Annotated in this window: 28 protein-coding genes and 1 riboswitch; of the genes, 15 read left to right on the top strand and 13 right to left on the bottom strand. The window is 57.8% G+C overall.

Annotated features, from left to right (window positions below; genetic code table 11):
- Nucleotides 1-3: 3 nt before the first annotated feature.
- The 5 genes from V6N04_RS13175 to V6N04_RS13155 all read right to left on the bottom strand — a co-directional run bounded on the left by V6N04_RS13175 (nucleotide 4) and on the right by V6N04_RS13155 (nucleotide 5,554).
- Nucleotides 4-957, bottom strand: coding sequence for a Hint domain-containing protein (locus tag V6N04_RS13175; RefSeq protein ID WP_371170649.1), 954 nt, complete (start codon nucleotides 955-957; stop codon nucleotides 4-6).
- A gap of 317 nt (nucleotides 958-1,274) precedes the next feature.
- Nucleotides 1,275-2,033 (bottom strand): maleate cis-trans isomerase family protein, encoded by a 759-nt coding sequence (locus V6N04_RS13170; RefSeq protein WP_371170648.1) that lies wholly within the window; start codon nucleotides 2,031-2,033, stop codon nucleotides 1,275-1,277.
- A 9-nt stretch (nucleotides 2,034-2,042) separates the two neighbouring features.
- Nucleotides 2,043-3,206 carry a M24 family metallopeptidase gene (locus V6N04_RS13165; RefSeq protein WP_371170647.1) on the bottom strand — a complete coding sequence of 388 codons (1,164 nt, stop codon included), beginning with the start codon at nucleotides 3,204-3,206 and terminating at the stop codon, nucleotides 2,043-2,045.
- Nucleotides 3,199-4,392: a diaminopropionate ammonia-lyase gene (locus V6N04_RS13160; protein ID WP_371170646.1), complete on the bottom strand. Its 1,194-nt coding sequence runs from the start codon at nucleotides 4,390-4,392 to the stop codon at nucleotides 3,199-3,201. The genes V6N04_RS13165 and V6N04_RS13160 overlap by 8 nt, the downstream gene beginning before the upstream one ends.
- A gap of 22 nt (nucleotides 4,393-4,414) precedes the next feature.
- Nucleotides 4,415-5,554, bottom strand: a complete 1,140-nt coding sequence (locus V6N04_RS13155; RefSeq protein ID WP_371170645.1) for an amidohydrolase — start codon at nucleotides 5,552-5,554, stop codon at nucleotides 4,415-4,417.
- A 119-nt stretch (nucleotides 5,555-5,673) separates the two neighbouring features.
- On the opposite strand from V6N04_RS13155, the gene V6N04_RS13150 reads away from it, so the two are divergent.
- From V6N04_RS13150 to V6N04_RS13140, 3 genes are all read left to right on the top strand, one after another.
- On the top strand, nucleotides 5,674-6,123 hold the full coding sequence (locus V6N04_RS13150) for an Lrp/AsnC family transcriptional regulator (RefSeq protein ID WP_371170644.1): 450 nt from the start codon (nucleotides 5,674-5,676) through the stop codon (nucleotides 6,121-6,123).
- 124 nt (nucleotides 6,124-6,247) lie between these two features.
- A complete protein-coding gene (locus V6N04_RS13145; protein WP_371170643.1) occupies nucleotides 6,248-8,029 on the top strand; it encodes a bifunctional helix-turn-helix transcriptional regulator/alpha/beta hydrolase in 1,782 nt (593 codons plus the stop codon).
- A gap of 492 nt (nucleotides 8,030-8,521) precedes the next feature.
- Nucleotides 8,522-9,277 (top strand): Stf0 family sulfotransferase, encoded by a 756-nt coding sequence (locus V6N04_RS13140; RefSeq protein ID WP_371170642.1) that lies wholly within the window; start codon nucleotides 8,522-8,524, stop codon nucleotides 9,275-9,277.
- An 83-nt stretch (nucleotides 9,278-9,360) separates the two neighbouring features.
- On the opposite strand, the gene V6N04_RS13135 is transcribed toward V6N04_RS13140, so the two are convergent.
- Nucleotides 9,361-9,813 carry a DUF2267 domain-containing protein gene (locus V6N04_RS13135; protein WP_371170660.1) on the bottom strand — a complete coding sequence of 151 codons (453 nt, stop codon included), beginning with the start codon at nucleotides 9,811-9,813 and terminating at the stop codon, nucleotides 9,361-9,363.
- A gap of 214 nt (nucleotides 9,814-10,027) precedes the next feature.
- Here V6N04_RS13135 and uraH point away from each other — a divergent pair, with 214 nt between their 5' ends.
- The 6 genes from uraH to V6N04_RS13105 all read left to right on the top strand — a co-directional run bounded on the left by uraH (nucleotide 10,028) and on the right by V6N04_RS13105 (nucleotide 14,258).
- On the top strand, nucleotides 10,028-10,381 hold the full coding sequence (gene uraH, locus V6N04_RS13130; RefSeq protein ID WP_371170641.1) for a hydroxyisourate hydrolase: 354 nt from the start codon (nucleotides 10,028-10,030) through the stop codon (nucleotides 10,379-10,381).
- Nucleotides 10,382-10,502: 121 nt separating this feature from the next.
- Nucleotides 10,503-10,714, top strand: a riboswitch (cobalamin riboswitch).
- Between the two features lie 121 nt (nucleotides 10,715-10,835).
- Complete coding sequence (locus tag V6N04_RS13125) at nucleotides 10,836-11,621, top strand: DUF4198 domain-containing protein (protein ID WP_371170640.1); 786 nt, start codon at nucleotides 10,836-10,838, stop codon at nucleotides 11,619-11,621.
- A 10-nt stretch (nucleotides 11,622-11,631) separates the two neighbouring features.
- The gene (gene cbiM, locus V6N04_RS13120) at nucleotides 11,632-12,249 is read left to right on the top strand and encodes a cobalt transporter CbiM (RefSeq protein WP_371170639.1); all 618 of its coding nucleotides are present in this window, start codon (nucleotides 11,632-11,634) and stop codon (nucleotides 12,247-12,249) included.
- Nucleotides 12,246-12,836 (top strand): cobalt ABC transporter permease, encoded by a 591-nt coding sequence (locus tag V6N04_RS13115; RefSeq protein WP_371170638.1) that lies wholly within the window; start codon nucleotides 12,246-12,248, stop codon nucleotides 12,834-12,836. Before cbiM ends, V6N04_RS13115 begins: the two co-directional genes overlap by 4 nt.
- Nucleotides 12,833-13,621, top strand: coding sequence for a cobalt ECF transporter T component CbiQ (gene cbiQ, locus V6N04_RS13110; RefSeq protein ID WP_371170637.1), 789 nt, complete (start codon nucleotides 12,833-12,835; stop codon nucleotides 13,619-13,621). The genes V6N04_RS13115 and cbiQ overlap by 4 nt, the downstream gene beginning before the upstream one ends.
- On the top strand, nucleotides 13,608-14,258 hold the full coding sequence (locus V6N04_RS13105) for an energy-coupling factor ABC transporter ATP-binding protein (RefSeq protein ID WP_371170636.1): 651 nt from the start codon (nucleotides 13,608-13,610) through the stop codon (nucleotides 14,256-14,258). The genes cbiQ and V6N04_RS13105 overlap by 14 nt, the downstream gene beginning before the upstream one ends.
- A 3-nt stretch (nucleotides 14,259-14,261) precedes the next feature.
- Here V6N04_RS13105 and V6N04_RS13100 read toward each other — a convergent pair whose 3' ends face one another.
- From V6N04_RS13100 to V6N04_RS13085, 4 genes are read right to left on the bottom strand one after another with little or no spacing between them, the layout of a single operon-like run.
- A complete protein-coding gene (locus V6N04_RS13100; protein WP_371170635.1) occupies nucleotides 14,262-14,891 on the bottom strand; it encodes an ATP-binding cassette domain-containing protein in 630 nt (209 codons plus the stop codon).
- Entirely contained in the window at nucleotides 14,884-16,578 is a 1,695-nt protein-coding gene (locus tag V6N04_RS13095; protein WP_371170634.1) for an ABC transporter permease, read from the bottom strand. Before V6N04_RS13095 ends, V6N04_RS13100 begins: the two co-directional genes overlap by 8 nt.
- A 45-nt stretch (nucleotides 16,579-16,623) precedes the next feature.
- Nucleotides 16,624-17,832 (bottom strand): ABC transporter substrate-binding protein, encoded by a 1,209-nt coding sequence (locus V6N04_RS13090; protein WP_371170633.1) that lies wholly within the window; start codon nucleotides 17,830-17,832, stop codon nucleotides 16,624-16,626.
- Nucleotides 17,829-18,464 carry a CDP-alcohol phosphatidyltransferase family protein gene (locus V6N04_RS13085; RefSeq protein WP_371170632.1) on the bottom strand — a complete coding sequence of 212 codons (636 nt, stop codon included), beginning with the start codon at nucleotides 18,462-18,464 and terminating at the stop codon, nucleotides 17,829-17,831. The genes V6N04_RS13090 and V6N04_RS13085 overlap by 4 nt, the downstream gene beginning before the upstream one ends.
- A gap of 187 nt (nucleotides 18,465-18,651) precedes the next feature.
- On the opposite strand from V6N04_RS13085, the gene V6N04_RS13080 reads away from it, so the two are divergent.
- The 6 genes from V6N04_RS13080 (at nucleotide 18,652) to V6N04_RS13055 (ending at nucleotide 23,691) form a co-directional block, all read left to right on the top strand.
- On the top strand, nucleotides 18,652-19,479 hold the full coding sequence (locus V6N04_RS13080; RefSeq protein ID WP_371170631.1) for a bifunctional allantoicase/(S)-ureidoglycine aminohydrolase: 828 nt from the start codon (nucleotides 18,652-18,654) through the stop codon (nucleotides 19,477-19,479).
- A 97-nt stretch (nucleotides 19,480-19,576) separates the two neighbouring features.
- Complete coding sequence (locus V6N04_RS13075; protein ID WP_371170630.1) at nucleotides 19,577-20,566, top strand: type I glyceraldehyde-3-phosphate dehydrogenase; 990 nt, start codon at nucleotides 19,577-19,579, stop codon at nucleotides 20,564-20,566.
- A 4-nt stretch (nucleotides 20,567-20,570) separates the two neighbouring features.
- A complete protein-coding gene (locus V6N04_RS13070) occupies nucleotides 20,571-21,332 on the top strand; it encodes an NAD(P)-binding domain-containing protein (RefSeq protein ID WP_371170629.1) in 762 nt (253 codons plus the stop codon).
- Between the two features lie 153 nt (nucleotides 21,333-21,485).
- The gene (locus tag V6N04_RS13065) at nucleotides 21,486-22,190 is read left to right on the top strand and encodes an ABC transporter permease (protein WP_371170628.1); all 705 of its coding nucleotides are present in this window, start codon (nucleotides 21,486-21,488) and stop codon (nucleotides 22,188-22,190) included.
- A complete protein-coding gene (locus V6N04_RS13060) occupies nucleotides 22,187-22,900 on the top strand; it encodes an ATP-binding cassette domain-containing protein (RefSeq protein WP_371170627.1) in 714 nt (237 codons plus the stop codon). Before V6N04_RS13065 ends, V6N04_RS13060 begins: the two co-directional genes overlap by 4 nt.
- The gene (locus V6N04_RS13055) at nucleotides 22,897-23,691 is read left to right on the top strand and encodes an ABC transporter substrate-binding protein (RefSeq protein ID WP_371170626.1); all 795 of its coding nucleotides are present in this window, start codon (nucleotides 22,897-22,899) and stop codon (nucleotides 23,689-23,691) included. Before V6N04_RS13060 ends, V6N04_RS13055 begins: the two co-directional genes overlap by 4 nt.
- 116 nt (nucleotides 23,692-23,807) lie before the next feature.
- Here V6N04_RS13055 and V6N04_RS13050 read toward each other — a convergent pair whose 3' ends face one another.
- From V6N04_RS13050 to V6N04_RS13040, 3 genes are all read right to left on the bottom strand, one after another.
- Nucleotides 23,808-24,065, bottom strand: coding sequence for a hypothetical protein (locus tag V6N04_RS13050; protein ID WP_371170625.1), 258 nt, complete (start codon nucleotides 24,063-24,065; stop codon nucleotides 23,808-23,810).
- Nucleotides 24,066-24,430: 365 nt separating this feature from the next.
- Entirely contained in the window at nucleotides 24,431-25,987 is a 1,557-nt protein-coding gene (locus tag V6N04_RS13045; protein WP_371170624.1) for a S8 family serine peptidase, read from the bottom strand.
- Nucleotides 25,988-26,004: 17 nt separating this feature from the next.
- Complete coding sequence (locus tag V6N04_RS13040; protein ID WP_371170623.1) at nucleotides 26,005-26,970, bottom strand: phosphatase PAP2 family protein; 966 nt, start codon at nucleotides 26,968-26,970, stop codon at nucleotides 26,005-26,007.
- Between the last annotated feature and the right edge of the window lie 26 nt (nucleotides 26,971-26,996).

Below are 26,996 nucleotides of genomic sequence, written 5' to 3'. Positions count from 1 at the left end.
GCACTAGCTGAATACTTGCAGCCCGTGTTTCGGCTTCAATACAGAGCGTGCCGGAGGGCCGTAGGAATCCAGATTTCCACAGAGGTCCGGGAACAGATTGAACATCTCGGCTCGGGCTTTATCGGCCATGCAGGAAACACCAAAAGTACCAGGGTAAAAGCTCTCGCTCTGAAGACCGTCGCAAGTGATAATCTGGTGATCGTCAAAAAGTACGTGAAAATAGGTTACTGCAACACATGAGCCATCAATCTGGGCTTTGCTCGCTTTTTCAAGGCCGATGGCGGGCAGTAACATTTCGCTTTGCCCAAATAGGTTTTTCAGATTCTGTCTTTCGATCAGGATGCGATGCTGCCGTGAAAGCTGAATGTCGTCATTTGGAACACCCGGACCAAAGCAGTTTCGCGGAATGATAACGGGTCGAAGCTTGGGATGGATCACAAGTTCGGCGCTGGAGACAGTCCGTGCTCCGATCCATTTTATCGGTCGCGGGCCGTTGTCTTTTGTCAGAACGAGGTCACCGATTACCAGATCTTCTATCTTGCGATCACCGAATGGTGTTGAGACTTTTGAGCCACCTGTAAAACAGATCACGGACGAGTGCTCCACACCATCGGTGTCGCTCCATGTGCCTGTTGTCCAGCCTAGAATTTGGTCACCTTCTGAAAAGGCCGATCCAGGCATTGGCACGAATACCCAACCGTAGCCATTCAGGCTCATGAACAGAAGTTCTTCGCTTGAGGTGCCACCACCGCCATCATTGTCCTGAATGTTGGACGGAAGAAGGCCAGCACCGTTGATGGTATAGGTCGAGCCGCCGAACGTGGCTGTTTGCGCTGTTCCGGTGTCCCCACCAAACCAATCAAGCTGCGCATCATCGTCATCAACCGTTAACTCGAACGATGTCGGATAGGTAGTGAACCCAGCCCATTGATATGCGGTCACGGTGTAGGTCGGCACTTACTTTGTGTCCTTCGGATTGTCATTCAGCGTGCACAGAATCTTTCGCAGGCTATCCGTAGAAACAGGCTTGATGGGACCCTTTTGAGGGTCCGCAACCCCGCGAGGTGTCATCGATCTTCGATCGCGTTTTTCAGTGTCTTTCTTACTCGTCATTCTCGTACCATTACGCCAGCCAACTGTTAGCTTAGACAGCTTTACTTTAGGTTGTGTAAACGACAAGGATGTTAATATAAAGGGGAGAATAAGGCGAAATCGATCACCGTTGGGCAGCGATTGTTATGACAGTTAAACCCGCTCGGGCTCGTCACTTCGGACTATCGCCCCTCAAACAGCCGTCCCATCCCTTCGTGCGTGTCCTCAATCCCCGCGAGCCTAAGCATGTGCCACGCCAGAGCCTGATTGCTCGAAAGAACCGGAACGCCCGTGCGTGCTTCGATCTCTGGGATGATCGACAGGCAGCGTAGGTTGGTGCAAGAGATGACGATGGCGTCACAGGGAGTATCAGGATGGGCATCGGCTGCGACGTGGTCGGCGGCGGCGATGATGGAAGCTTCAGAGATGCGCGCGACGATGGGGTCGCTTCCTTCTTCGAACGAGCCGAAGCCTGCAATTTGGAATCCGGCGCCCTCTAAACGTTCGCGCATTCGTTCGGAGACTGATGCCACATAGGGCGTGATGAAGCCGAGCCGTTTGACGCCAAGGTGGCGCCCTGCGGCGATGATGGCCGCCAGTGGGTCGGTAACGCGCGCGGTGGGGCAAACGGATTGGATCGCCGCGGCCACTTTGTCGGACCCGATCACGGTTGAGGCCGACGTGCAGCCATATCCGATCACGTCGAAGTCAAGCGACGGCGGCAAAAGACGCGCTGACGCGGGCATGTCGTCGAGCATCCGCGCCAATGTCTCGGGCCGAACTTCAGGCACCATCGGGATGCGCGAATGATAGAGCGCGATGCCGTCCAAATCCAACATCCGGCGAAACTCGCTTTCCAGCGTCTCGTCCGTTTCCAGAACGATCACGCCCAGATTGGCGCGGGTGCCGATGCCGTCATCAGTGTCGAAGTCGAGTTTCATAAGCGATTCCTAAATCACTGGAAGCTCTGGTGCGGCGCGGGTGGTCAAAAGCTCAGCTCCACTTGCGCGCACCACAATGTTTTCTTCATGTACCATGATCCGCCCGGCGCTGTAACCAAGCGAGGGTTCAAGGGTCAGGACCATGCCGTCCTCAATCACCGTGTCATCGAAGGCGGCGTGTGACGGCCATTCGGTCAGTTGCATGCCTAAGCCGTGACCCAAGCGCCCAACATCGCCGCCCTGATCGCCCAACTCAGCAATCACATTCTGCATAGCGCGGAACAGTTCGCGGCAGGTGGTGCCGGGCTTTGCGGCCTCGATCCCGGCTTCGGTGGCGCGCCAGAGCACGTCATAGGCGCGGCGCGATGCATCGTCGGCGTGGCCTATGGCCCAGTTGCGGTCGAAGTCGCAGAAATACCCATCCCATGTGGCACCGGTGTCCAGCATTACGATATCGCCCTTTGCGAGTGGGCGCGGGGTAGGGGGCGAGATCACGTCGTGATAGCCACCCTGATCCGCGCCGCCGACCAGATAAGGCACATCGTCCGCGCCTTGCGTCAGAGCCTCGCGGCGGAAGGCACGGAACAGGTCTTCGAAAGGTTGGCCCTCATGAGCGAAAGTCGGCACGTTACCGAATGTGCGCGAGCCGATGGCGCAGATGTGGGAAAGCTTCTCGATCTCACGCTCGGATTTCACCATACGCAGGCTGCGAACGATCCCGGTGGCGTCTTGGATGCGCAATCCGGGCAGTCCCGCCATCAGGCGTTCGTAGTCGCCAAGGGGCATGCGCAGCATCGTCTCGTGGCCCTTCATAACGCCAATTGCCGCGCCCTGTTGGGCGAGGGGGGTGAGCAATTCGGTCAGCAGGCTAATCCCGTCATCTTCCGGCGCAGGGGCGGACCATGTGCGGATATCTTCGATCCACGTGGTGCGCATGAGCGCCGCGCCAATTTCCGGGATGATCGCGATGGGTTTGCCGCTGGCAGGCACAAACGAGAACCACGGGCGGGTTGGGCTTTGCCAGAACAGAGTGTGGAAGCCCGAGAAATACCGCACCTCTGGTTCTGTCAAAAGTAACATCCCGGCCAACCCGTCTTTGGCCATCAGCGCTTGGGCGTTGGCGGTGCGGGTGGCGAACTCATCCTCTGGAAAGCCGCGCGCGGGACTAGACATGATCTGCCCCACCCATGATGGCTGCGAAAATCGCGGGGTCTGTGATGCCTTCGGACCCGATTAGCATGACCCGCGAAGATGCGTTCAGTCCCAACGCCTCGGCCATATCTGCATCGCGCATGGCGGCGATCAGAGTGGCGAGGCCAGCGACCGCGCTTTCGCCGGCTTCGACCTTTTCGTCACCGCTTTCTGCGTTTGCCAGCAGGCGAACCGTAGGGGCGACGATGCTGTCGGGCATGGTCACGAAATCGGATGCTTCTTCGCGCAAGATGTCCCACGCCATTTCGGATGGCTCACCACAAGACAGCCCCGCCATGATGGTTTCTTCGTTGATCTGCACAACTGTCGGGGCACCCTTGCGGGCGCTTTCGTAAAGACAGGCAGCAAGATCGGGTTCGACAATTACAACGCGCGGGGTTTTTTCGCCCCAATACTGGCGCAGAAAGGCTGCGACCGAGGCCGCCAAGCCGCCAACGCCACCTTGCAGGAACACATGGGTTGGGGCGGCGCCCATCGCCTCGCACGCTTCGCGGGTCATCACGCCATAGCCTGCCATCACATCGCGGGGTGGCTCTGAATAACCCTCCCACGAGGTGTCAGACACAACGAAATAGCCGTTTTCTTCGGCCTCGGATTTGGCGAGGTTGACGGACTCGTCGTAATCGCCATCGATCCGCACGACGTCGGCACCGAGATCGCGCATCGCTTGCGCGCGGCCTTCGCTGACCTCGGCATGGATATAGATCTTGCATGGTGCGCCCACGCGTTGGCAGCCCCACGCCAGTGATCGGCCATGGTTGCCATCGGTGGCCGAGCTCAAGGTGATCTGGCTGCACGCGTCCGCATAGACGCCCTTGCGGATGTCCTCGAGCGTGACGGCATGGCCCAACCGTTCACCCAGTTCGCGCTGCAACACGCGCATGGCTGCATAAGCGCCACCAAGCGCCTTGAAGCTGCCCAACCCGAAACGCGGACCTTCGTGTTTATAGTCGATGCGACCGATACCGATTTGACCCGCCAGACCAGACAGCGACACCAACGGGGTCGGCGCGTAGCCGTCCCACTGCGTGATCTCGGCCCAGCTGTCAACGAAGTCCTTTTCCGACAGAACCCGATGGGCAGCGTCACCACTGGCAGGGGGCACGGCAATGTGGTGCAGGTCGGCGGCGGCAAACGTATCTTTCATGATCAGTCCTTTCGAGCGGGTCTTATCGAGCGGGGAGGCGGTCGCGCACAAGCTCGACCCAGAAATTCGCGCCGATGGGCAGAAGCGCGTCGTTGAAATCATAGTCGGAGGCATGGAGCGGCTGGCCGTTTGGCCCGTCCTGCCCATTGCCCATCAACAGGAAGCAGCCGGGGACTGCGTTTGAAAGATGGGCGAAGTCTTCGGAAAAGCTCATCGGAGGGCGTTCGCGGATCAGCTCCAGCCCGGCGGCGTCCGCCGCGCGATAGACGGCTTGGGTCGGGGAGGGGGTGTTGATCACCTCGACAAACTCGGTGTTGAAACTGACGCTGACCTCGACGTCGTGCGCCGCCGCGATGCCTCCAGCGATCTGACGCATGAAGCGTTCAGCAGCTTTTCGGTCATCAGGTTGGCGGGTGCGCACGTCGCCCTTCAATACCGCATGACCCGGCAAAACATTGCGCTGACCATCGGTGATGAACTCGGTGACAGACACCACGGCGCCAGCATCAGGGGCAAGTTTACGCGACACGATGGTTTGCAGGGCGGTGACCATCTCGGCCCCAACGGTGATGGCGTCAACGCCCACCTGAGGCATCGAGGCATGACCGCCCTGACCATTGATCGTGATTTCAAACAGGCTTTCGCTGGCGCATATCTGACCGGTGCGGGTCGAGACTTGCCCAACCGGCGCGCCCGGCAAGTTGTGGATGGCGTAAACCTCGTCAATCGGATGGGCGTCTAACACACCTTCGTCGATCATCGCCTTCGCGCCCAGCCCGTGTTCCTCGTTCGGCTGAAAAATAAACACAACGGTGCCGTCAAATTCGCCTTCGGTGGCCAGCCGTTCCGCCGCGCCCAAAAGCATGGTCATGTGACCGTCATGGCCACACGCATGCATCGTGCCGGGGGTGTATGACGGGTAGTCATGTGTCGACGTCTCGTTGATTGGCAGCGCGTCCATGTCGGCGCGCAGACCGATGGCGCGGTTGCCTTGACCCTTGCGAAGAATGCCGACAACCCCAGCGCCCTGATGCACCTCGATCCCAAGATCGGTTAGCCGTTTCGCAACCTCTGCCTTGGTGCGATCTTCGGCGAAGCCAAGCTCTGGATGTTGGTGAAAATCCCGACGCAGTGCGGTTAGTCGGGCGGCAAAATCAGTCATCGCGTCCTCGTGGTGTGTATTGCTAAAGAATATCGGGAATTGCGTCTGATTGTGGTATCATTTACGACAACTGCGATGAAATTCATCGCATTGCAACGAGTTGGTGATTGGAAACGGATATGGACGCCAAAGACCTTGATATACTCCGTCTTGTGCAAGGAAATGCACGTTTAACCGCAGAGGCGATCAGTCAGGATGTCGGCCTGTCGCCGCCCGCGGTTCAGAAGCGTCTACAAAAACTGCGCGCGAATGGTGTCATTGAAAAAGAAATCGCCGTCGTCTCGCCCAACAAGCTGGGTCGAGAGATGACCATCATAGTTGAGGTCATTTTGGAGCGCGAGAATCGGTCCCATCTGGACACGTTTAAGCGCAAGATGCGTACAGCCCCTGCCGTTCAGCAATGCTATTATACCACCGGTGAGGGAGACTTTGTTCTGATCCTCAACGTAAAGGATATTCAGGAATATGAGGCGTTTACGCAGGAATATTTCTTTGAGGAAAGCAATATAAGTCGATTTAAGACCGCTGTGGTTATGGATCGGGTCAAAGTCTCGTTGGATGTGCTTTAGGTGATCACGTCAATTTTGCGTCAAATCAGCCAAGTTTGACTGCCGAAGCCTTGGTCGATCGCGGGATTGCGGCTATCGTATAACGGTCGGTCACACCGACGGGGGCCAAACCGGAATACATGAAATGGAACGGGGAACCGGATCTAATCAGACGCGTGAAGACAGTCTGACGGGAAAAACACGAGACGAAGCGATCGAGCGACTTTACGATGTCGCACTTGATCCGACGCGTTATGAGACGCTGTTGGACCTGTGGGAAACGGCCGTCGCGCCGCTGCGAGAGGGGGCCGATTTCGCGTCGCCCCGTCTGTTGGATGACACAACAATTTCCAGCCATTTTGACCGTGCGGGGGCCTTTCTGGATCGGCTGGATCAAAGCAGTACCCAAGACGAACTGGACGCGGCGCTGGCACCTTTTGACAAAGTTGCGGCCTTTTTATTCGATGACAGCCATTTCGTGGCAGCGGCCAACCCGGCGGCGGGGGCGTTGCTGGGCCTGAAGGTCAAGACGCCCTTGGCGTCAATGTTGGTGAATGCTGAAGATGTCGACAGCATCCTTGCCACGTCGCGAACTCTGTTTGCGGGGCTGACCCAACGCGCCGCAGTTCTACGGCTTCGCTCGCGCGAAAAAGGGCACTTCATCGTCGTCCGTTTGCAGGTGACGCAAGTTGGTTCAGGAGAGCGCTATATTCTGGCGGCGTCATCTGAAGTCAGCTGCCCTAATGGGTTTAGCGATATTCTGAAGCGCGCCTTCGATCTGACCACTGCCGAGGCGGATGTGGTGCAGTCACTGGTCGAATGTTGTTCCGTCAAAGAGATTGCAGAGCAGCGCGGTCGGTCGGTCGATACGGTGCGCGCGCAGATCAAGTCGATCTTGTCGAAGACAGAGACACGTTCCCAGATCGAACTGGTGCGGTTGGCGCTGTCGTTGATGGATATGTCGAACTTGACGATGGACGCCAATCCCGGGCCACGCCTGATCAGCCGCGGGTACGCCACGCTGAAAGAGCAACCTTTCAAAAGCCTGACGACACCAGACGGTCGGCGCCTGGACTACCTGACACTTGGTGCCGAAAACGGAACACCGATGTTGTTCCTACCTTTGGACTACGGCCTTGTGCGCTGGCCTGCCTCTGCGGAGGCCGAGGCCGAACGCCGTGGCATTCGGGTGATCGTGCCGGTCCGCGCGGGCTATGGTCTGTCTGATATGGTCGCCAAAAAGCAGGATTATGATGTGGCGGCAACGCAGGACACATTGCAGATACTTGATGCCGAAGGTGTTGCGCGCTGTCCGATCATCAGTCTGGGGTCCGACAGCTTTTATGCGATGAAGTTGGCCTATCAGGACCCGACCCGCGTTTCCGCGATTGTCGCCTGCGGAGGCATCCTGCCGATGACGCGGCGCGAACAATATGAGCGGATGGAGAAATGGCACCGGTTTATTCTGGCGGGCGCGAAATACACGCCCCATCTGTTGCCGTTTATGGTGAAGGCCGGGTTCTATTTGGCGCGTAAGATCGGCAAGCGTGGCTTCATCCACGCGGTTTACGGAAATTGCCAAGCTGACGTCGACACGTTCGAAGATCCCGAGGTATTCGAGGCGATGGTGACCGGGTCTGAAACTGCCCTGACAGATGATCATAGCTCGCACGAGGCGTTCTCGCGAATGGTTCTGGGCGAACAGAAAAGCGACTGGACCCCGATGGTCAATGCGCTGCGCGGGAAGTTACCGGTCGTATTTTTCAACGGCACCCATGATCCGCAGGTTCCCGTGGCAACATTGGAGGAGTTCCAGCACGATCACGACTGGATTGACTACCGGGTTTTCGATGACAGCGGGCAGTTGATCTTTTTCCGACACTGGCAAGAAGCGCTGAGCGAGGCGGAAAAGCACCTCGCTCGTTAACTTTTACCCAATGTTGGGTATGAATTTCTGCCCGGTGTTTTCTAAACTTTAGGTATTGAAGCCACGATATTTTATCAGGGAATTTAAGTTGCCGAACGTTTTCTCAATTTTAGGGAAATTCCCGAATTGCTGCTTGGCAGGGGTTCACGGATCAATCATCGGCTTTGGCGGATGTTGATCATGTCCAATCTGGGGGTGGGCGTATGGTAATGGCACGAGGCTTTCGTGGCTGAGGGATCAGCGGCGGGCCTCGTGTTTTCATCTGAGTGGATCAACGGATGTTCTTTCGTGGCGGTATTTCCCGACTGCAAGAACTGATATCCTTTGGTGTTTGGGGGTGCTTTACTGTGAGTGGAGCGGATCCAAATGGGCAACCCGTCGCTGGTCGCGTCTTTGTGGCACGGTTTGGCATGCGGCGGGTTGCTTTTTGGGCCCATAACCGGCGTTACTGACTGGAAGTATCAAAAGCACCAGCAATGACCGACCATATCAATGACATCTCGGTATAATTCCTACGTCATCTGCACCACGCCACGCAGTGGAAGCACGATGCTTTGTGGGCTCCTGTCTGCCACGGGCCGTGCGGGCAAACCGGAGTCCTATTTTCATGTGCCATCGCTTGAACGGTGGGTCGAGGCCCATGAGCTGGTGTGGGGTGACTACGGCTCGGATCGTGAAAGGGTGCAGGCAGTGGTCGATGCTGCCCAACAAACTGGATCGGCCGACACGGGGGTGTTTGGCCTGCGATTGCAAAGGGACAGCTTCGACTACTTCATGTCTCAGCTGGCGATGCTTGTTCCAGATGCCGAAACCGACTTGGCCCGCATCGAGGCCACTTTCGGGTCGACGCTGTTTATCTACCTCACGCGTCAGAACAAGCTGGAGCAGGCGATATCGCGGGTCAAAGCCGAACAGACCGGTCTTTGGCACAAGTCGGCTGATGGGCGCGAGCTGGAACGTTTATCAGAGCCGCGCGATCCAATTTATGACCCAGAAGCAATCGAACGTCATATGATGAACCTCTCTGGCTTAGATCAGGCTTGGCACGATTGGTTTGCGCGCGAGGGAATTGAACCGCGCCGGGTTTACTATGATGATCTTGCGAACGATCCTGCAAAAACGTTGGCGCGGATATTAAAGGCCTTAGGTTTGGACGCAGCGTTGGCGGACATAGTTGATGTTCCTACGGCGCGACTTTCAGATTTGGTGAGCCGGGACTGGGCAGAGCGGTATCGTCGAAGTTGCTGACCGACGAAGAACTTGCGTGATGGGGTGTTCTTGGGGGGCGAAGGGCGGGATTGAGCCCTTACCTACCGAATGCCGCAACACAGTTATATTATCCGTTGCTCCAGCTCGGCAGGATCGGCAACGTCGACATGCCAAAAGGCCCGCGCTTCAACTGGGAGCCTGGCCAAAACGCGTTCGAAGTCTCTTCCATTCGTGCAGCGCCGAACCGCCCATGCCGTTGCCTCAATCGCATTGTCGGGCGTTAAGTTGTGGTTCACACGCACATTTTGGACCTCAGAAATGAGCGTCTCTCGGTTTTCAAATGCCGTGCGAGGCTCCGTAACATCCCAATTTTGAACAAAAATTGCACGAAGTACACTCGGCAAAACACTTGCGAATTCCAATCCCTCTTGAGCGTTCAAGCGACGCCTGAACACTTGGAAAACCGCATCAACCGCCGTGTAAGCCATGTTGTCTGACTCAAGGGACATGCGCTCTTTCACGTCATCAAGGAAAGCGCGCCACTCCTTTGAGGCGTGCCGATATGTCCAAGGCATTGGCATGGTAGCGGGTTCCTTTCTCAGCATTGGCGCTGACAATCCTACCGAGGTTCACGAGGGTTGTCGAAGAAACCAACGGCAGCAAAGTCCCGCAAAGCAGCCATTGTCTTTCGCATCCCCATAACTATCTGATTACTACCACCGTCAAATATCCACTAGCCCAACCTCCTGTGTCGCTCCATACTGGCCCGACGACAAAACGGAGGCGCAAATGTCTGGATATCTTACGACCCATGTACTCGACACGGCCAAGGGTTGCCCTGCGGAAGGGTTGCAGATTGATCTTTACCGGATCGAGGGCGAGACGCGCGCTTTGGTGCGCTCGCTTGTGACAAATGATGATGGGCGCACGGACGAGCAGATATTGCCGACGGGCGAGTTTGAGATCGGGACATATGAGCTGGTGTTTCATGCTGGTGACTATCTGCGGGCGTCCGGGCAAAACGGGGCGGAGCCCTTGTTTTTGGATCAGGTTCCGTTGCGCTTTGGTATGGCCGAAGCCGCGCATTACCATGTACCGTTGTTGCTGAGCCCCTATGGGTATTCTACCTACCGCGGAAGCTGACTTTTTTGCTTAGAAAAAATTGAAAATTTTCAATAGGTTGCGATGTTTCGCGACCTATATATGCCTGTCTGCGACCCCTTCAACTCGGTGCATTTGCTTGACTCATCAGGCGCCTATCTGACATGGAAGTCTTGCGATCGGTTCCGTGTGTGCAGAGGCACCGCGGTAGTAATAGGGAATACGGTGAGGTGTAGCCATTAGGCGCCAAAACCGTGACTGCCCCCGCAACTGTGAGCGGCGAGCGAAGCTGAATATGTCACTGGGCCACGCCCGGGAAGGCCAGCCAAGCTATGACCCGCGAGTCAGGAGACCTGCCGGACGCTGGGCATTTGCCCAATTCCACCGGACGCCGGGGTGAGCGTCTGGCCCGGCGGTCACCAGACCCTCCCGAGCCATTATCCCCGTTGTTCCTTCTTTATTGCAGGCATTTGTCTGCGTACCCAAAGAGGACGACATGAAAACTTGTCTACTGGCCGCTACTCTGGCCGCTTTCCTACCCGCTGCCGCGGCAGCACATTTCCAATTGAACTATACCGAAGAGGCGATGATCGACCGTCCGGGCGATGTGCCCATGGGTCTGATCTTCTGGCATCCGTTTGAGAACGGCCATGTGATGGATATGGGCCAGCCGGTCGAATTCTTCATGGTGCACAATGGCGAAAAGACTGATCTGTCGGATCGGTTAGAGCCTGTGACCTTCAAAGGTGCCGCGAACGAGGCGGCTGCGTTCAAAGCCTCTGTGCCGGTGAAACGTTCGGGCGACTATGTGGTCGTGACGGTGCCTGCGCCGTATTACGAAGAAAGCGAAGACATCTTCATTCAGCAGATCACCAAGGTCGTACTGAACCGCAACACGCTGCCTACGGATTGGGATCAGCCCGTTGGCTTGCCCACCGAAATCCTGCCGCTGAACAAACCTTATAACGTGATTGTCGGATCGACATTCTCGGGTCAGGTGCTGGCCGATGGCAAACCTGTGCCGGGTGCAGAGATCGAAGTCGAGTATATGGCGGCCGAGCCGGATCTAGATGCGTTCTCAACCACCGCGCCCACGGTGCAACCAATGGCAGGCGGCGCGATTGTTGCTATTGCTGACCAGAACGGCGTTTTCACATTCGGTATTCCGAAGGCGGGCTATTGGGGTTTTGCGGCCCTCGGATCAGGCCCTGCGAAAGAGCATGAGGGCAAAGAGCTGTCCCAAGATGCGGTTATCTGGATCAAGGCCGAGGATCTGAAGTGAAGGGACCGTCATGCATATCGTAGACGGCGCCCTGTCTAACCCCGTGTTGATCGGGGGCGCGGTGTTGACCGTGGGCGGGCTGGCCATCGGGCTGAAGCATTTGCCGCTGGAACGTATTCCGGCGGCAGGTGTTCTGTCGGCCAGCTTCTTCGTGGCCTCGCTGATCCATGTGCCAATCGGGCCAAGCTCGGTCCACCTGATCCTGAACGGGTTGGCGGGGATCGTGCTGGGCTGGGCGGCGTTTCCGGCTCTGTTTGTTGGTCTGTTGTTGCAAGCTGTGTTTTTCGGGTTCGGAGGTTTGACGGTGCTAGGGGTCAATGCGGTGAACATCGCATTACCCGCCGTGCTGGTCGGTCTGGCATTCCGCCCGCTGGTCGCCCGTGGCACGCCAATGCAAGGTGCGATCTGGGGCGGCATTGGTGGCGGTATCGCGATTGCGGCAACCACCGTTGCAGTGGCCATTTCGCTGGCCCTGTCGGGAGATGAATTTGTTACCGCCGCAAAGCTCGTTTTTGTGGCGCATATCCCTGTGATGGTCATCGAGGCGCTACTGACCGGTGCCGCCATTTTCCTGGCGCGCCGCGTGAAACCCGAGCTGTTCTCAGACGCAAAGGGGGGATGGGCATGATCCGAATTCTTCTAGTGACACTGACCTGCCTGATGCCGCTGCCCGCAATGGCCCATAACGTCATCGCCTCGGTGTTTCCGTCTGGCGATGCGATTGAGGGCGAGATCGGGTTTTCAAACGGTGAAATGGCCACTGACCTGGCTGTGGAAGTGTTTGATGAAAGCGGGGCCAAACTGGGCGAGACGAAAACCGATGCCGATGGGTTTTTTCTGTTCACTCCAACCCAACCGGTGACGCACATTTTTCGGGGTGATCTTGGTGCAGGACATATCGCCGAGGTGATCATGCCCGCCGCCGAGGTGGCAGGTCTGATGGGGCAGGGGGCCGCTGATGCGTCCGCCGGCGCCTCGGTTCTGGCAGGTCAGCCTCAGACCGCGCCTGTGATGGCGTCTGGATTGTCGGATGATGCGCGCGCTGAGTTCGCAGCGATGCTACGCACCGAGTTGCGCCCGATCCGACAGGAATTGACCGCGTTCAAGAACAAGTCGAACTTCCAGTCCGTTCTGGGGGGCATTGGCTATATCGTCGGCTTGTTTGGTCTGGGCTTCTACATCGCCGCGCGTCGCAAGCTGGAGGGGAGCAAATGACCTATGTTCTGACGGGTGACGACAAACCCTTTGCCGGGTTCGGTGGTCTTCGATCGGCGGTCACTGGGCTTGATCCGCGCATGCGGATTGTGCTGACGGTGATCTATGCCATTACCGTGGTTAGCCTGTCTGATCTGCGGGTTTTATCCGGCGCGCTGATCCTGTCAATGTGGCTGTTGGCGATCTCGGGCCTGCCGTTTCAAAAGACGCTGAAGCGGATGGCGATGATGGACGGGTTCATCATTTTCATGCTTGTTTTATTGCCTTTCACGATGCCCGGCACGCCCATTTTTACGATCTGGGGTTTTGATGCCACGTGGGAGGGCCTGTGGCGCGCGACCGAGATAGCACTGACCGCCAACGCGGTCATTCTGGCGGTAATGACGTTGGTTGGCTCGATGGAACCCGTCACAATGGGACACGCGCTTTTTGCCCTGAAGACACCCGAGCGGTTGGTGCATCTGATGATGTTCACCATCCGCTATATCGACGTGCTGCGCGAAGAATACTTGCGCCTTCGTACCTCGATGAAGCTGCGGGGGTTTCGACCCGGCACGAATTGGCACACCTATCGCAGCTATGGCTATCTGGTGGGGATGATGCTGGTGCGTGCGATTGAACGGTCGGAGCGTATTCTGGCGGCAATGAAATGCCGCGGCTTTTCGGGTCGGATCGTGTTGCTGGAAGAGTTCCGGCTGACCCGCACCGACTTTATCTTCGCAGTTGCGCTTTGTGCGGCACTTGCGACGCTTGTGTGGGCCGAGTTCCTTTATGCCGCTTATTGAGCTTTCAGACATCCACTTTGCGTACCCGACGCTGGACCCTGTTCTGGAAGGCGCGTCCATGCAGTTGGAAGCAGGCGAGCGGCTGTCGCTTGTCGGGCCAAACGGGGCGGGAAAATCGACGCTGTTGAAGATCATCATGGGGCTGCTGGTGCCGACCCAAGGGACCATCACAGCGTTCGGAACGCCGCGCAATGAAGAAGCGGATTTTCACGAGCTGCGCCGCCGGATCGGCTTTGTCTTTCAAGACGCGGATGACCAGTTGTTCTGCCCGACCGTGGCCGAGGACGTGGCATTCGGGCCGCTGAACCTTGGCAAGTCAAAAGACGAGGCGCTGGCGATTGTTGACGATGTGTTGGGGCGGCTCGGGTTGATGCATCTGCGCGACCGCGTGACCCATAAATTGTCGGGTGGCGAGAAGCGTCTGGTCACGTTGGCGACCGTGCTGGCAATGGAGCCGGAAGTGCTGATCCTAGACGAGCCAACCAATGCGCTGGACCCGGACAACTATGCGCGTCTGGTGGACATCCTGAAAGGGCTGGATCAAGCGATTATTCTGGTTAGCCATGACCCAGAATTTCGGGCTGAGATAGCGCCGGATGGGTATGTCTTAAAAGACAGATGCCTGACTCGCAATTGACGATCAAAGCTGAATAATCTCACCGCCTGCGGCCTCCGCATCTTCGCGATCATGGGTCACAAGCAGCACCGGCAAGGCGCGTGCCTTCGCGTGTTCAAAGACCAGCCGTCGTACTTGCCCACGAAGCTCTGCGTCCAGCCCCGAAAACGGCTCGTCCAGCAGCAGTGCGTGGGGTTCCGACAGCAGCATCCGCATCAGGGCCACGCGTGCACGTTGTCCGCCGGATAGTGTGGCCGGATCGCGGTCGGCGAAACCTTCCAGCCCAACCTCGGCAAGGGCGGCGTCGATCTTGGCGCGGCGCTCGGCCTTGGTGCCGCCCTGGGCCAAACCAAAGGCGAGGTTGGCCCCGACGTTTAGATGCGGGAACAACAGCGCATCTTGGAAGAGGACACCGACACAGCGCTCGTCCGGGGGTAAATCGATCAGGTCGCGGCCCATCAGGCGAATGTGGCCAGACAAGGTGAAATCTGACGCGAGTGTACCGATGATGGCAGACAGCAGAGTGGATTTCCCCACGCCGGAGGGCCCCATGATGGTTAGCACTTCGCCGGGGGCGACATGGGTGTCGATGGCCATCAAGCGTGCGCCCGATTGCGTGATCTCGACCTGATCCAGATGCAGCCCGTCAGCCATTCAAAAGTCCCTTTCGATTGCGCCATATCAGGGCGGGCAACAGCAATGCCAGCGCAAAGGGCACCAGAGCCGCGGCGGTTTGCATCAGCCCGAAGACACCAATCGCACGCCGGTCCCCGCCCGATGCCAGCGCGACGGCTTCGGTGGTAAGGGTCTCAACCCGACCACCGCCGATCAGCAGCGTCGGCAGATATTGTCCAACAGAAACCGCGACGCCCACGGCGATGGCAGTCAGCAAGGGGGCAAGAAGCATCGGCAGACGGATACGCCACAAAACGCGGTTTGGACTGGCTCCAAGGGCAGCGGCAACCGTGGCTTGGCGGCGGTCCCACGCCTTCCACGGTCCTTCAAGCGACAAGCGCAGATAGGGCAGGACGAAGACCAGATGGGCAAAGGCAACGGGCGCGCGGCCCATGTCCAAACCGAAGTTCAGAAACAGGGTTTGCAGCCCCGGCAGGAATGCCGTTTGTGGCACGATCAGGGGCAGATAGATCAACCACATGCCACGCTCGGTCAGGCGCAGATTGCGGCGGTCCTCGGTCTCAAGACAGCCGATGGTCAGAAGCATGCCGATCCCAACGGCGAGGGCGGCAATCAGAGCGGTTTCGCCAAGGGCGTCCAGACTGCCAGCGCGATGGCGCATCCAGCTGCGCATCGTGAACTGGTCGGGCAGAATATCAGGGAAGGTCCAGAAGCCGGCGAAGGACCAGATGATCAGACCCAGAAGGCCGAAGATCAGGGCGAGTGAGGTGGCGGTGCCAAGGGTGAAGCCGATGACGCGCAGGGGCAGATCATGGTGGCCGCGATGGCCAGCCTCGATCCGTGCACAAGCCACGCGGGCCACCAGCTTTTCACCAAGGAACCACAGACCGACCGCGCCGATCACCAATGCGAGTTGCAGCAACGCAGCGGCAGCAGCTTGCAGGCGGAACGCAATGTCGGGGTCCGACATCCAGCGCACGATTTGAACAGACAGGGTGGGGGGCGTTGATGGGCCAAGGATCACCGCCACATCGACCACGGACATGGACCATGTCAGCACCACAAGAACGGGCAGGCGAATGCGGGCGTAGACCGCCGGGAAGATTGCGAACATCCATGCCGACATGCGCCCGTAGCCCATGCTTTGGCTCAGCGCCATGCGTCGGCGTCCGTCGATCTGGCCCAACGCGGCGATGGACATGAGAAGCAGGAACGGCACCTCTTTCATCACCATACCGGCGATGAGCGACAACCCCCACGGGTCGTTCAAGATCAACAGGTCTGGTGGACGCTCCCACCCTGTCAGCCACGGCGAAAACAGGCGTGCAATCCAGCCCGATGGGGCGATCAGAAAGGCCAACCCGAAAGCGGCGGCGGCGTGCGGGACGGAAAGGAAGGGCGACAGCAGACGTTCGAGGATACGAAACCCGCGTGTGCCCGCCCAACCGGCAAGGATCAAAGCAGTGATGGCCAGTGACAGGATCGAGGCTGCGAAGCCGGTGACAAGCGACAAGCGGATCGCTTGGTCGATGCCGGGCCAGTCAAAAAGCGCGTGGAATGCCGCGAGGCTTGGCCCGGTTTGACCAGCGGCTGGCAGGTGTCCAAACGCGGGCAGGATGGTTCCCCACAACCCAGCCGCAAGCGGGCCAAGCAGCACAAGGACTGTCAACGCAGGGAACAAAGGGAGGGAGGGGAAGCGGACCATATCAGGGTCAAATTTGCCCCGCACATGATGCGCGGGGCAAGTCTGTTATTGGACGCCGTAACGGGACTGCCAGTCCTCGGCAATCCGGGTCATCCAGCTTGGGTGCGGTTCGTCCTGAACGCGGCCAAGCTCGGCGGGGGACAGGGTGGCGATGCCAAGCTCAAGCGCATCAAAGCGGGCGCGGTCCTCGTCCGGCAGGGCGTCCATGTTCAGGACTGTGCCATAGCCCAGGACCTCGGGGTCTTGCGCGTTGGCTTGTGCCTCGGGCGACATCAGGAAGTTGGCCAGAACCATCGCGCCGGCTTTCGAGCCAGAGTTATACGGGATCGCCACAAACGACGCGTTGCCGATGGTGCCCTTGTCCAGAACGAAGGTACGGACGGTATCGGGCAGTTCGAAATTCGCGATGGCGGTCGAGGCCGCGCCGGGGCTGAAGGTAACCGCCATGTCCAGCTCTCCGTCATTGATCAGCTGGATCTGACGCGTGCCGGTGGGTGGATAGGTACGACCTTCGCGCCAAAGGTTCGGCGTGAGTTCTTCGAGATAGTTCCAAAGCGGTGCCGTGACCGTTTCATACGTCTCGTCCGACACGGGATTCGCCAAAGCAGTAGGATCGTCCGACAGCTCGACCAGCATCTGTTTCAGATATGTCGTGCCAAGGAAATCGGGCGGCTGCGGATAGGTGAAGCGGCCCGGATTGGCCTTGGTCCATTCCAAGATCGCCTCGGCCGAGGGCAAGGGGGCGGGAATGTCCGCTGTGTCATACATGAACACGACCTGCGCCATGGCCCACGGGGCCTCGTACCCTTCAACCGGGACGGTGAAATCCGTGCGTACGGTTTTGCCGTCCGCATCGACGTATTGCCAGTTCGGCAGTTGCTCGGCAAAGGGACCAAACAGCAGGCCAGCCTCTTTCATCGAAGCAAAGTTGGCCCCGTTAATCCAGATCATGTCGATCGCGCCGTCATCATCCTGACCGGCTTGCTTTTCCGACAGAACACGAGTCACAGCATCGGCTGTGTCGGTCAGCTTTACGTGCTCCAACGTCACGCCATAGCGGTCTTTGACCTGATCGCCGGCCCATTCGATGAAGGCATTTGTGGTGGGCGAGCCACCCCATGCGTTCCAATAGACGGTTTGGCCTTCGGCCTCGGCGACGACCGCGTCCCAATTAGCGGGATCGGGGTCTGAGATCGCCGCGAGCGGCACGAAGGTTGAGGCCAGCAAACTGGCGGCAAAAGCGAGGTGTTTCATTGGGTCTCCTGTTGGTCGGTCGTGATTTGGCCGAATGCCTGATACGCGCCGTAAACGCGTAGGATGGCAGTGGCGAAACAAAGGATGCCGAACGCCCAAGCGAGCGGCATGAAATAGGTGGGGGCAAGGCACAGAAGGACGAAGAACGCGATGGTTTCCGTTCCTTCCAGCAACCCGTTGGAATAATAGAGCGACTTTATGCCTTGGGCGCGCGTCTCCATCCCCTTTTTCTCGGCCAGAATGGCGTAGCCAAGAAAGCTGGCTCCATTCACGTAGAAGCTGAGCAGTAAGAACGCGCCAGCAATGCCGTTTGTGGCTGGGTCGTACAGGACAAACCCGAACGGGATCGCGCCGTAGAACAAAAAATCAGAGGCGATATCAAGGTATCCGCCGAAATCTGTTTTCTGCGAGGCACGCGCCACCGCGCCGTCCAACCCATCGGCGATCCGTGACAATAGAATAAGGCACAAAGCCAACGTGAAGGCTCCGAATGCCACGGTCCCAGCAGCGGCCAGACCAAGCGCCAATCCAGCCAGTGTAACCGTGTTGGCCCCAATGCCCGCACGCGCCAAGCCGCGCCCGGCCGCATTCAACGGCGGATCAATCAATTTGCGTGCATATGCGTCCAACATGACGCGGCCCTTTCCCATCCCGCTGGCCTGCGGGGTTCATTCGTTTCGATATGTGGACCGGAAACCCCCTGTTCGTCCATCCGACCTACGAAAACGTGAGCGGTCGTCATTAAAAATCGGCAAAAAGGTTGGACACTCTGCCCATTCAGGGTTCAATTGGGCGGTTCAACACGCAAGAGGTCCAAGGATGACGAAACGCTCGTATTACGCGCCCGCAGGTGGATTGCCCCCGCAGTCCCAAATTCTGACCGACCGCGCCATGTTTACCGAGGCTTACGCGGTGATCCCAAAAGGCACGATGAGCGATATCGTGACCTCGAACCTGCCGCATTGGAACGATGCCCGGTTCTGGGTGCTGGCGCGGCCTTTGTCCGGGTTTGCCGAGACGTTCTCGCAGTACATTGCAGAGGTTCAGCCGGGCGGCGGCAGCGATACGCCTGAAACTGACGATGGCGTCGAAGCCGTGCTGTTCGTTGTCGAGGGCGCGATGGAGCTTACGTTGAACGGCGACACCCATCAGATGGGCGAAGGCGGTTACGCGTTTCTGCCGCCAAGTGCCAACTGGTCTTTGCGCAACACGGGTGATGTGCCTGTTAAGTTCCACTGGATTCGCAAGGCCTATCAGCCCGTGCAGGGGATCGACGCGCCGGACGCGTTTGTCACGAACGAAGCCGATCATGATCCGATCCCGATGCCGAATACCGATGACGCTTGGGCCACGACGCGATTTGTCGCCCCCGATGATCTGCGCCACGACATGCATGTGAACATCGTGACGTTTCAGCCCGGCGGCGTCATTCCGTTTGCCGAAACCCATGTGATGGAACACGGGCTTTATGTGCTGGAGGGCAAGGCCGTCTATCGCCTGAACCAAGACTGGGTCGAGGTTGAGGCCGGCGATTTCATGTGGCTGCGCGCCTTCTGCCCGCAGGCTTGTTATGCAGGCGGTCCGGGTCCGTTTCGCTACCTGCTTTACAAGGACGTGAACCGGCACATGCCGCTTGGGAAACTCTGATCGCACAATATTTGATCAAAAATCCAGAACTAACCCTTGAACCCCGAACGCGTTTCCCCTTCTGTGGGGGTAACTCATGCGCGCGAAGGATGAAGCCATGGCACAGAAAATCCGCATCGGACTAAACGGGTTTGGCCGCATCGGTCGGTCGATCCTGCGTATCCTGGCCGCTGATCCCGGCCCGTTCGAGGTTGCGTTCATCAACGATATCGAAAGCCTGGACACTTGTGCATATCTGTTCAAATACGACAGCGTTTTTGGACCTTTTCCGGGGCAGGTTGAAACGGGCGAAGACGCACTGATCATCAACGGGTCGTCGATCCCATTCTATGGGCATTCAGACATCAGCGTCATGGACCTGTCGAAGGTCGACGTGGTGATGGAATGCACCGGAATGGCGGGCAAACGCGCTGTGGCGGAACGTGGATTGCAGGCGGGGGCGACGAATGTCCTGATCTCTGGCCCGTCATCCGAGGCGGATGTGACCATAGTTCTGGGCGCGAATGACGAGAAACTGGCGGGGCAAAAGATTGTCTCGAACGCGTCATGCACGACAAACGCCTTGGCGCCGCTTTTGAAACTGTTGGATGACGAGTTGGGCGTAATCGGCGGGCACATGACCACGGTGCATTGCTATACCGGCAGCCAGCCAACCGTCGACAAACCCCGTGCCAATCCTGCGCGGTCGCGGGCTGCGGCATTGTCGATGGTGCCGACGACAACCAGCGCGCATGAGCTGGTGGGCGAGGTGTTGCCGCATATGGCCGGGCGGGTCGAGGCGCGCGCGATCCGGGTGCCAACAGCCAGTGTCTCGGCCATTGATCTGACTGTACGGTTGAAGACCGAAGTTTCCGAGCCCGAGGCGCGAGACCGGGTGCAAGCTGCCGCCGACGGACGCGTGCTTGGCTGGACCGAAGAGCCGTTGGTGTCATCCGATCTGCGAATGCGGCCCGAAAGCCTTGTGATCTCTGGCCCCGAACTCTCGGTGTCCGAAGGTGGGCTTCTGCGGGTTTTTGGCTGGTATGACAATGAATGGGGCTTTTCGCACCGGATGCTTGATCTCGCGAAACTAATTGCGAAGGGGTGACCGGATGAAAATTGGTTTCATTGGGACAGGAGAGATCGCGGCGGCGATGGTTAAAGGGCTGTCCGGTCGCGGGCACCAAATCATGGTGTCAGAGCGGAATGCGGTGGTTTCAGCCGAACTCGCCGCCCAATTTGACGATGTGACAGTTGCGCGGAACGACGAAGTTGTCGCCGGAAGCGAAACGGTGTTTCTGTGCCTTCTGGCGGATGTTGCGCGCGGCATTTTGGTCAACTTGCCCTTCCGAGCCGACCACAGCGTGATTTCGGCAATGGTCGACGTTTCGGTCAGCGACCTTGCGATACTCTGCGCGCCGGCGTCAGATATTGCGATCACCATCCCCTTGCCCTCGGTCGCGGTGGGCGGATCGGCTATGCCGGTCTATCCAGAAAACGCGGCACTCCGTGCTTTGTTCGGGGACAGCGACGTGATCATTCCGTGCCGGAGCGAGGCCGCGTTGAACGCCCATTTCGGGGCGTCTTCGATGGCGGCAACCCTGCTTGATCAGATGCGAGAAGGGGCGGCGTGGTTGGCTAACATGACCGGCGATCCCAAGGCGGCAGAGCAATATGTGGCCACGCTTTTTGCAGGCTTCCTGCGCCAGACAATCGAGGAACCGCATACCGATTTTGCCGACATTCTGGACAGCCTATCCACCGAAGGGGGGCTGAACGCCACCTTGCGGGCGCATATGCGCGATCAAGCTGTGCTGGATGATCTGACCGATGGTATGGACATGTTGAAATCGCGTCTGGGTTTGCTCGACTAATCCCCACGATCACGCGCGATTTTCGACCGCATGTCGCTTTTCGTACCGAAAAGTGGTTTTCTCACACCTTGCGATATGGTCAGGCTGTGCAACAGATGACGCCAAGTGAAACCCACGGGCCGGTCAACCTGATCCGCCCTGGCAGGAGGCCACATGTCCGACTTGTGGGACGGTATAACACAGGCGTTCTGGATGCTTGCGACGCTGAACGCTGATCTGGTTGAGATCACGCTTCTGTCGCTGCGCGTCACGCTGACCGCGCTTGTGATCGCGTCATTGATCGCGTTGCCGTTGGGGGCTTTGTTGGCTGTGCGCAGGTTTCGCGCGCGCCGGATCACCATTGCGGTTTTGAACGCATTGATGGGATTGCCGCCAGTGGTGGTTGGTCTGATCGTCTATGTGTTCCTAAGCCGATCTGGGCCGTTCGGGGTGTTTGGTCTTTTGTTTACACCAACCGCTATGATCATCGCGCAGGTGATTATCATTGTGCCGCTGATCGCCTCGATCGCGCATCAAACATTGCGAGAGCTTTGGTCGGACTACCATGATCTGCTGATTTCCATGAACACGACCCAGTTTCAGCGCATTCAGGCGCTTCTATGGGACGGACGGCGCGCGCTTTTGACGGCGTCTCTGGCGGGCTTTGGCCGCGCCATTGGCGAAGTCGGCGCGATTATGATTGTAGGCGGCAATATCGACCACCACACCCGTGTTCTGACCACCGCCATCGCGCTTGAAACCGGCAAAGGGGATTTCGGGTTGGCGCTTGGTCTGGGCTTCGTGTTGATTGCCATGGCTATCGCGGTGAACCTTGCAATCCACATCATCGGACGTACAGAACAGGAGGGTCGGTGGTGAGCACGCTATTCCCTCTGACTGTCAAAGACGCCTCTGTCCGGCGGCGCGGTAAGGTTCTTGTTGGGCCGGTTGATCTGGAGCTGCAAGGGCAAGGGGTCACGATGGTGATCGGGCCGAACGGGGCGGGGAAAACGTCGCTTCTTCGGATGCTGCATGGGATTGCGCGGTTGGGCAGCGGATCGGTCACATGGGCGTGTGACGAGGTAACGGCGCGCACGCATCAAGCCTTTGTGTTTCAAACCCCGATCATGATGCGCCGATCCGTTCTGGGCAATCTGGTCTACCCGTTGCGGCTGGCCGGGGTTCCACGGGCCGAGGCGCGATTGCGTGCCTCGGACGCGGCACAGAAGGTTGGATTGGGTGCAATGCTGGATCGCCCGGCGCCATTTCTATCGGGGGGGGAGCGGCAGAAATTGGCATTGGCACGCGCGTTGATCACCAAGCCGGAACTGTTGTTCTTGGATGAACCCTGCGCGTCGCTTGATGGGCGGGCTACGCGTGAAATCGAAGACATTCTGACCCGTACCGCAGCTGATGGTACGCGGTTGATTATGTCGACCCACAACATGGGCCAAGCGCGGCGACTTGGCACAGAGGTTTTGTTTTTTCTGAACGGTAAGGTCCACGAACACGCTCCGGCCTCTGAGTTTTTTAACGAGCCGAAGACCAAGCAAGCCCGCGCATTCCTTCAAGGAGATATCGTCGAATGAAACAGGTGATCATTGCGATCATTGCCACCGCTCTGACCGCAGCCGTGGCTGTGGCGGACGAGATGAAGCTGGCCGTCACAACCTCGTTCCACAATTCGGGACTGGCAGACATCTTGCTACCGCAGATCAAGGAAGACACAGGGATCGACGTGCAGCTTCTGGTCGTCGGGACCGGGCAGGCGATCAAGCTGGGCGAGGCAGGCGATGTCGACGCCATCCTTGTGCATTCTCGCAAAGCCGAGGACGCTTTTCTGGAAGGGGGCTTCGGCACCCATCGGCGTGAGATTATGTATAATGACTTTGTGTTTATCGGACCGGATGGGGATGGGGCCAAAGTGGCCGACGCCGCGGACGCCGCGGGCGCCCTTCAGCGGATCGAAAACGCACAGGCGCCGTTTGTCAGCCGGGGTGATGACAGCGGCACACACAAAAAAGAACTAAGCTTGTGGGACGGCGCTGGGGTTGCTCCGCACGGCGATTGGTATCGCGCGGTGGGCGCTGGCATGGGGGCTGCTTTGAACACTGCATCGGGTATGAACGCCTATATCATGTCGGACCGGGCCAGTTGGCTGAACTTTGGCAACAAAGGTGATCTCGCGCTGTTGTTTTCCGGTGATCCGGTGTTGTTCAACCAATATGCTTACTTGCCGGTGAATCCGGACAAGCATCCGCATGTGAAAGCGGACTTGGCGGTGCGGTTGGAAGAATGGTTGGTGTCAGATACCGCCCGGTCGTTGATCAATGACTACAAGATCAACGGCGAGACGCTGTTCGTGTTCAACGCGGACTAGCGAAACCCAATAGAAAGCTGGGCAATAGAAAACGGGCCGGTGGGAGGGACCGACCCGTTTTTTCTGCGATGAGCCACCCCATAGGGCACCGGCATTGCCCGCTGGGGCTTCGCAGATCACAAAACGACGCTTGCGTCGTCGTCCAGTGCAATTTTGGCGACCGCGTCATGAGCGGCCAGATCCTCGATCTGGCGCGACGTCAGATCCGCCACAAGCATTTGCAATTCAAATAGGTTGTCATCGACCATGATGCCGTTCTTGTTCAGATGGTCCATCACCGGCGTGCAGTCGTCATTGCAGGAAATCAACACAGGATGAGAATTACCGTACAAGCTCTCCATCCGATCTTTTAGTTGTTGGTCTAGTTTGTGCATCTTCGTCTCTCCGGCATTGAAGTCGGTTATTATTCTTGGTCGTTGGCCCCCAAAGGTTCATCCGGGTTCTTGGCCGTATTGTCGCGATCCAAGGGTTTGGGTCTTGTTAAAGTCTTGGTGCGAACTGAGCAGCCAACCTGGGTGGAAAGGAACAGGTGATGAAAATGGCTTTGTCAGATTGGCTACTCAGTACGCACTTATAATATGACGTAGGGGCATTAACGCGGCGAAAGGGCGGCGTGAATGTTGCGTTAGAATTGGTGTTTAAACGAATAATTTGCGTGAATTCAGTGCAAATACGGCAACAAAAAGCCGCTGAGGGTGACCCAGCGGCATCTTGTTGGACACATCGTTAGGGATTCGCTTTAGCCAAGGACGGCTTTAACCGCAGCTTTCGCGTCAATCAGGCCCGCGCCAAAGAAGGAGACATGAGTATCTGCCTCTTCGTCGGCTGAATTCATGGCATCTGGTGTTAAGTCCACCGACCCGCCCATTAATGGCAGGTCCTGTCGGGCGCTTTCCTGAAGCAGTCGCTTCATATCGCTTCCGTCACGCGGACCTGTTCCGTTTTGAGTTTGTCGTTCAGCCCGGCGCACCAATGCAACAACGCCCCCCACTAGGGCAGAGGCACCCGACGTTCCACCAAACTGAGTGTAGAAGCCGTTTTTGGCCTTGGACATCGGCACGTCGACGTCACCATCCTCGTCACCATCATAGCCGAAGGGGCCGGGGATATCGGTGCTAAGCAGGCCTTTCTTGCTATACGGCACCGACATCGCACCTTTTGGCATCAGATAGGCGACCTTGTCCTGCCGCTTTGTCAACTCGCGCAATTGATGGCGGTTGAAAACCTCCATATCATCCGACGGCGCCACAAGCGTCAGGCCATCCCCATAGTTGGAATAGCCCGAGCGATAGCCGTGCCCCGAGACCGCGCCTACAGCGATGATGCCATTTTCGCGATCCGCTAGATTGGCAGGGAACAATAGTTGGCTTTCGCCTTCGTTACCTGCAGCGCAGACAATCGGGACATTTTTGCTGATTGCCACGAACAGCGCGCGCACGACGGTCCACAAGTGCCGCCCGGTTTGGGACTGTTGAGGCGCAGTCGGATCTACGTCGGAAGCGGTTGCATCCATCACATCGATCCGGTGCAGAAGGTCTGCGGCTTCGTGGCTGGCCCAGCTTTGCAGTTCGGCTTTCAGGTCGGTTTTGGGTGAAACGATTGAGCCAACAGGATCAGGCAGCCCGCGTGGCATAACGATCACATCCGGCTTTTGATTCCACGCGTAAAGAAGGGCTGCGATGAATTGCAGTGGATCGTTGTCAAACCCCGTGCGCAACGAAATCAAGTGCGAGAAGGGATCCACCCCAAAATAAGGGATCACCCCTGTCGAGGGTTTGTCTTCGTGATTACAGCAATGCTCAGGCCCACCCACGATCAATCCGCTGACCGCGGTACCATGCGAGGCAAACTTCGCCTCGGCGTTACCATATGGGCGTTGCTCACCCGTGCTGTCCTTTAGGTGCTGGACGATTTCACCAAACATATCGGCTTCTTTGGCCGGCAGGCTGTCAAGATTCAGGGCCGAGATGTCGAGCCCGGCAAAATTCTTTTGTTCACCCTCGTCGTCACCTTTCAGCCGGGATCCATAGGGCGAGCATGTGAAATCAATCGAGCGCTCAGCATCCACCCGACCCTTCAAGTTTGGATGATCCACACTGCACCCAACATCTATCAAAACGACTGTCGAGGGATCGGCTGTTTCCTTAGCCCCCAGCTTGTCCCAAAGCGTATCGGCAAAGCCTTTGCCGGTTTCATCCGGGGTAATGACCCCAAGTGCCACCAGGTGCCACAAGTAGTAGTAGTTGCTTTCATCCGCGACTTCGGTGGCCTTGCTGTTTTTGTCCATCTTGTTCATGTTCATATCCCCCGAAATCAAATCCATTCCTGCTGAACTGCTTGGTAGCGTTCAGCAAAGGCGTCAGCAAAAATTGGTGCAAACCGTTTGGCCAGTATCCGACCGGCAGCGGTGTCGCTTGGGTAATGCAACCCAGCCCACTCGCGGTTCTGTGCCACGTTCAATGCATTATCAGACAGGACCTGCGTCGCGGGGTGTTCAGGCAGGATCGTGTTGAACGCATAAGCCAGTGTGTGACACTGGAACGAATGGTTGCTCGGAAACGCTTGGTGTGCCGGGTTGGCAAGGACCGGGCGCAGGCGGGGCTCAACTTGATTGGGCCGCAGACGTCCGAACAGTCCCTTGTAGTACAGTCCGATATATTCGGTGACAGTCAGCAGCTCCAGAAAGCAGGCCTCGGTGTTTTCGAAGCCGGACAGTCCATCAATACCAAGAGGTCGTGTGAAGGCGGTTAGGTCCAGTGTGGCTTCTTGAATGATATCCGGAATGCGCTCTTTGCGCTCTTTCGTATTGCGTTGCATGGCAAGCAAAAGCTCGGTTTCCAGACGCGTGTGATCGGGGCCGGGGGGAGGGGGCAAAATCACATTTGTCCACTCATCTGGCAAACGTGAGCCAAGGTCATCGGTACCAGAACGGTGCAATCGCAACAGCGCGTCTGTTGGCATCAATGATCCGCTTCCACCAGCGGCGCTGGGGGCCATCAGCTTGTTCTTATTTTTGTTTTTATTCTTGTTCTTGTTTTTATTCTTATTTTTGTTCTTGTTGAGAGCGGACTTGTTGAAAGCAGATTTGTTCAAGACCATGCGCACGGCGCTGACGCCGCCCGCGCCTTGTGCGCCCGTGCGGTTCTGGACCGAAAGCTCGGCCAGTTGATCGGTCGTGTCGTCAAACAAAAGGCCCGCCGGGCCGACTGTGATCTGGCCAAGCGTCAGGAACTCGGCAATAGAGCCGCATTCATGAGCGGTTTCAGTGCTGTCTTTCATAATGTCATCCCCATTGATCAAGAAAA

Origin of the sequence: Aliiroseovarius conchicola (assembly GCF_041403445.1) — a bacterium.
Taxonomy (GTDB): domain Bacteria; phylum Pseudomonadota; class Alphaproteobacteria; order Rhodobacterales; family Rhodobacteraceae; genus Aliiroseovarius; species Aliiroseovarius conchicola.
The sequence above is the reverse complement of the archived record's forward strand: the minus strand, read 5'-3'. Positions and strand labels throughout refer to the sequence as shown.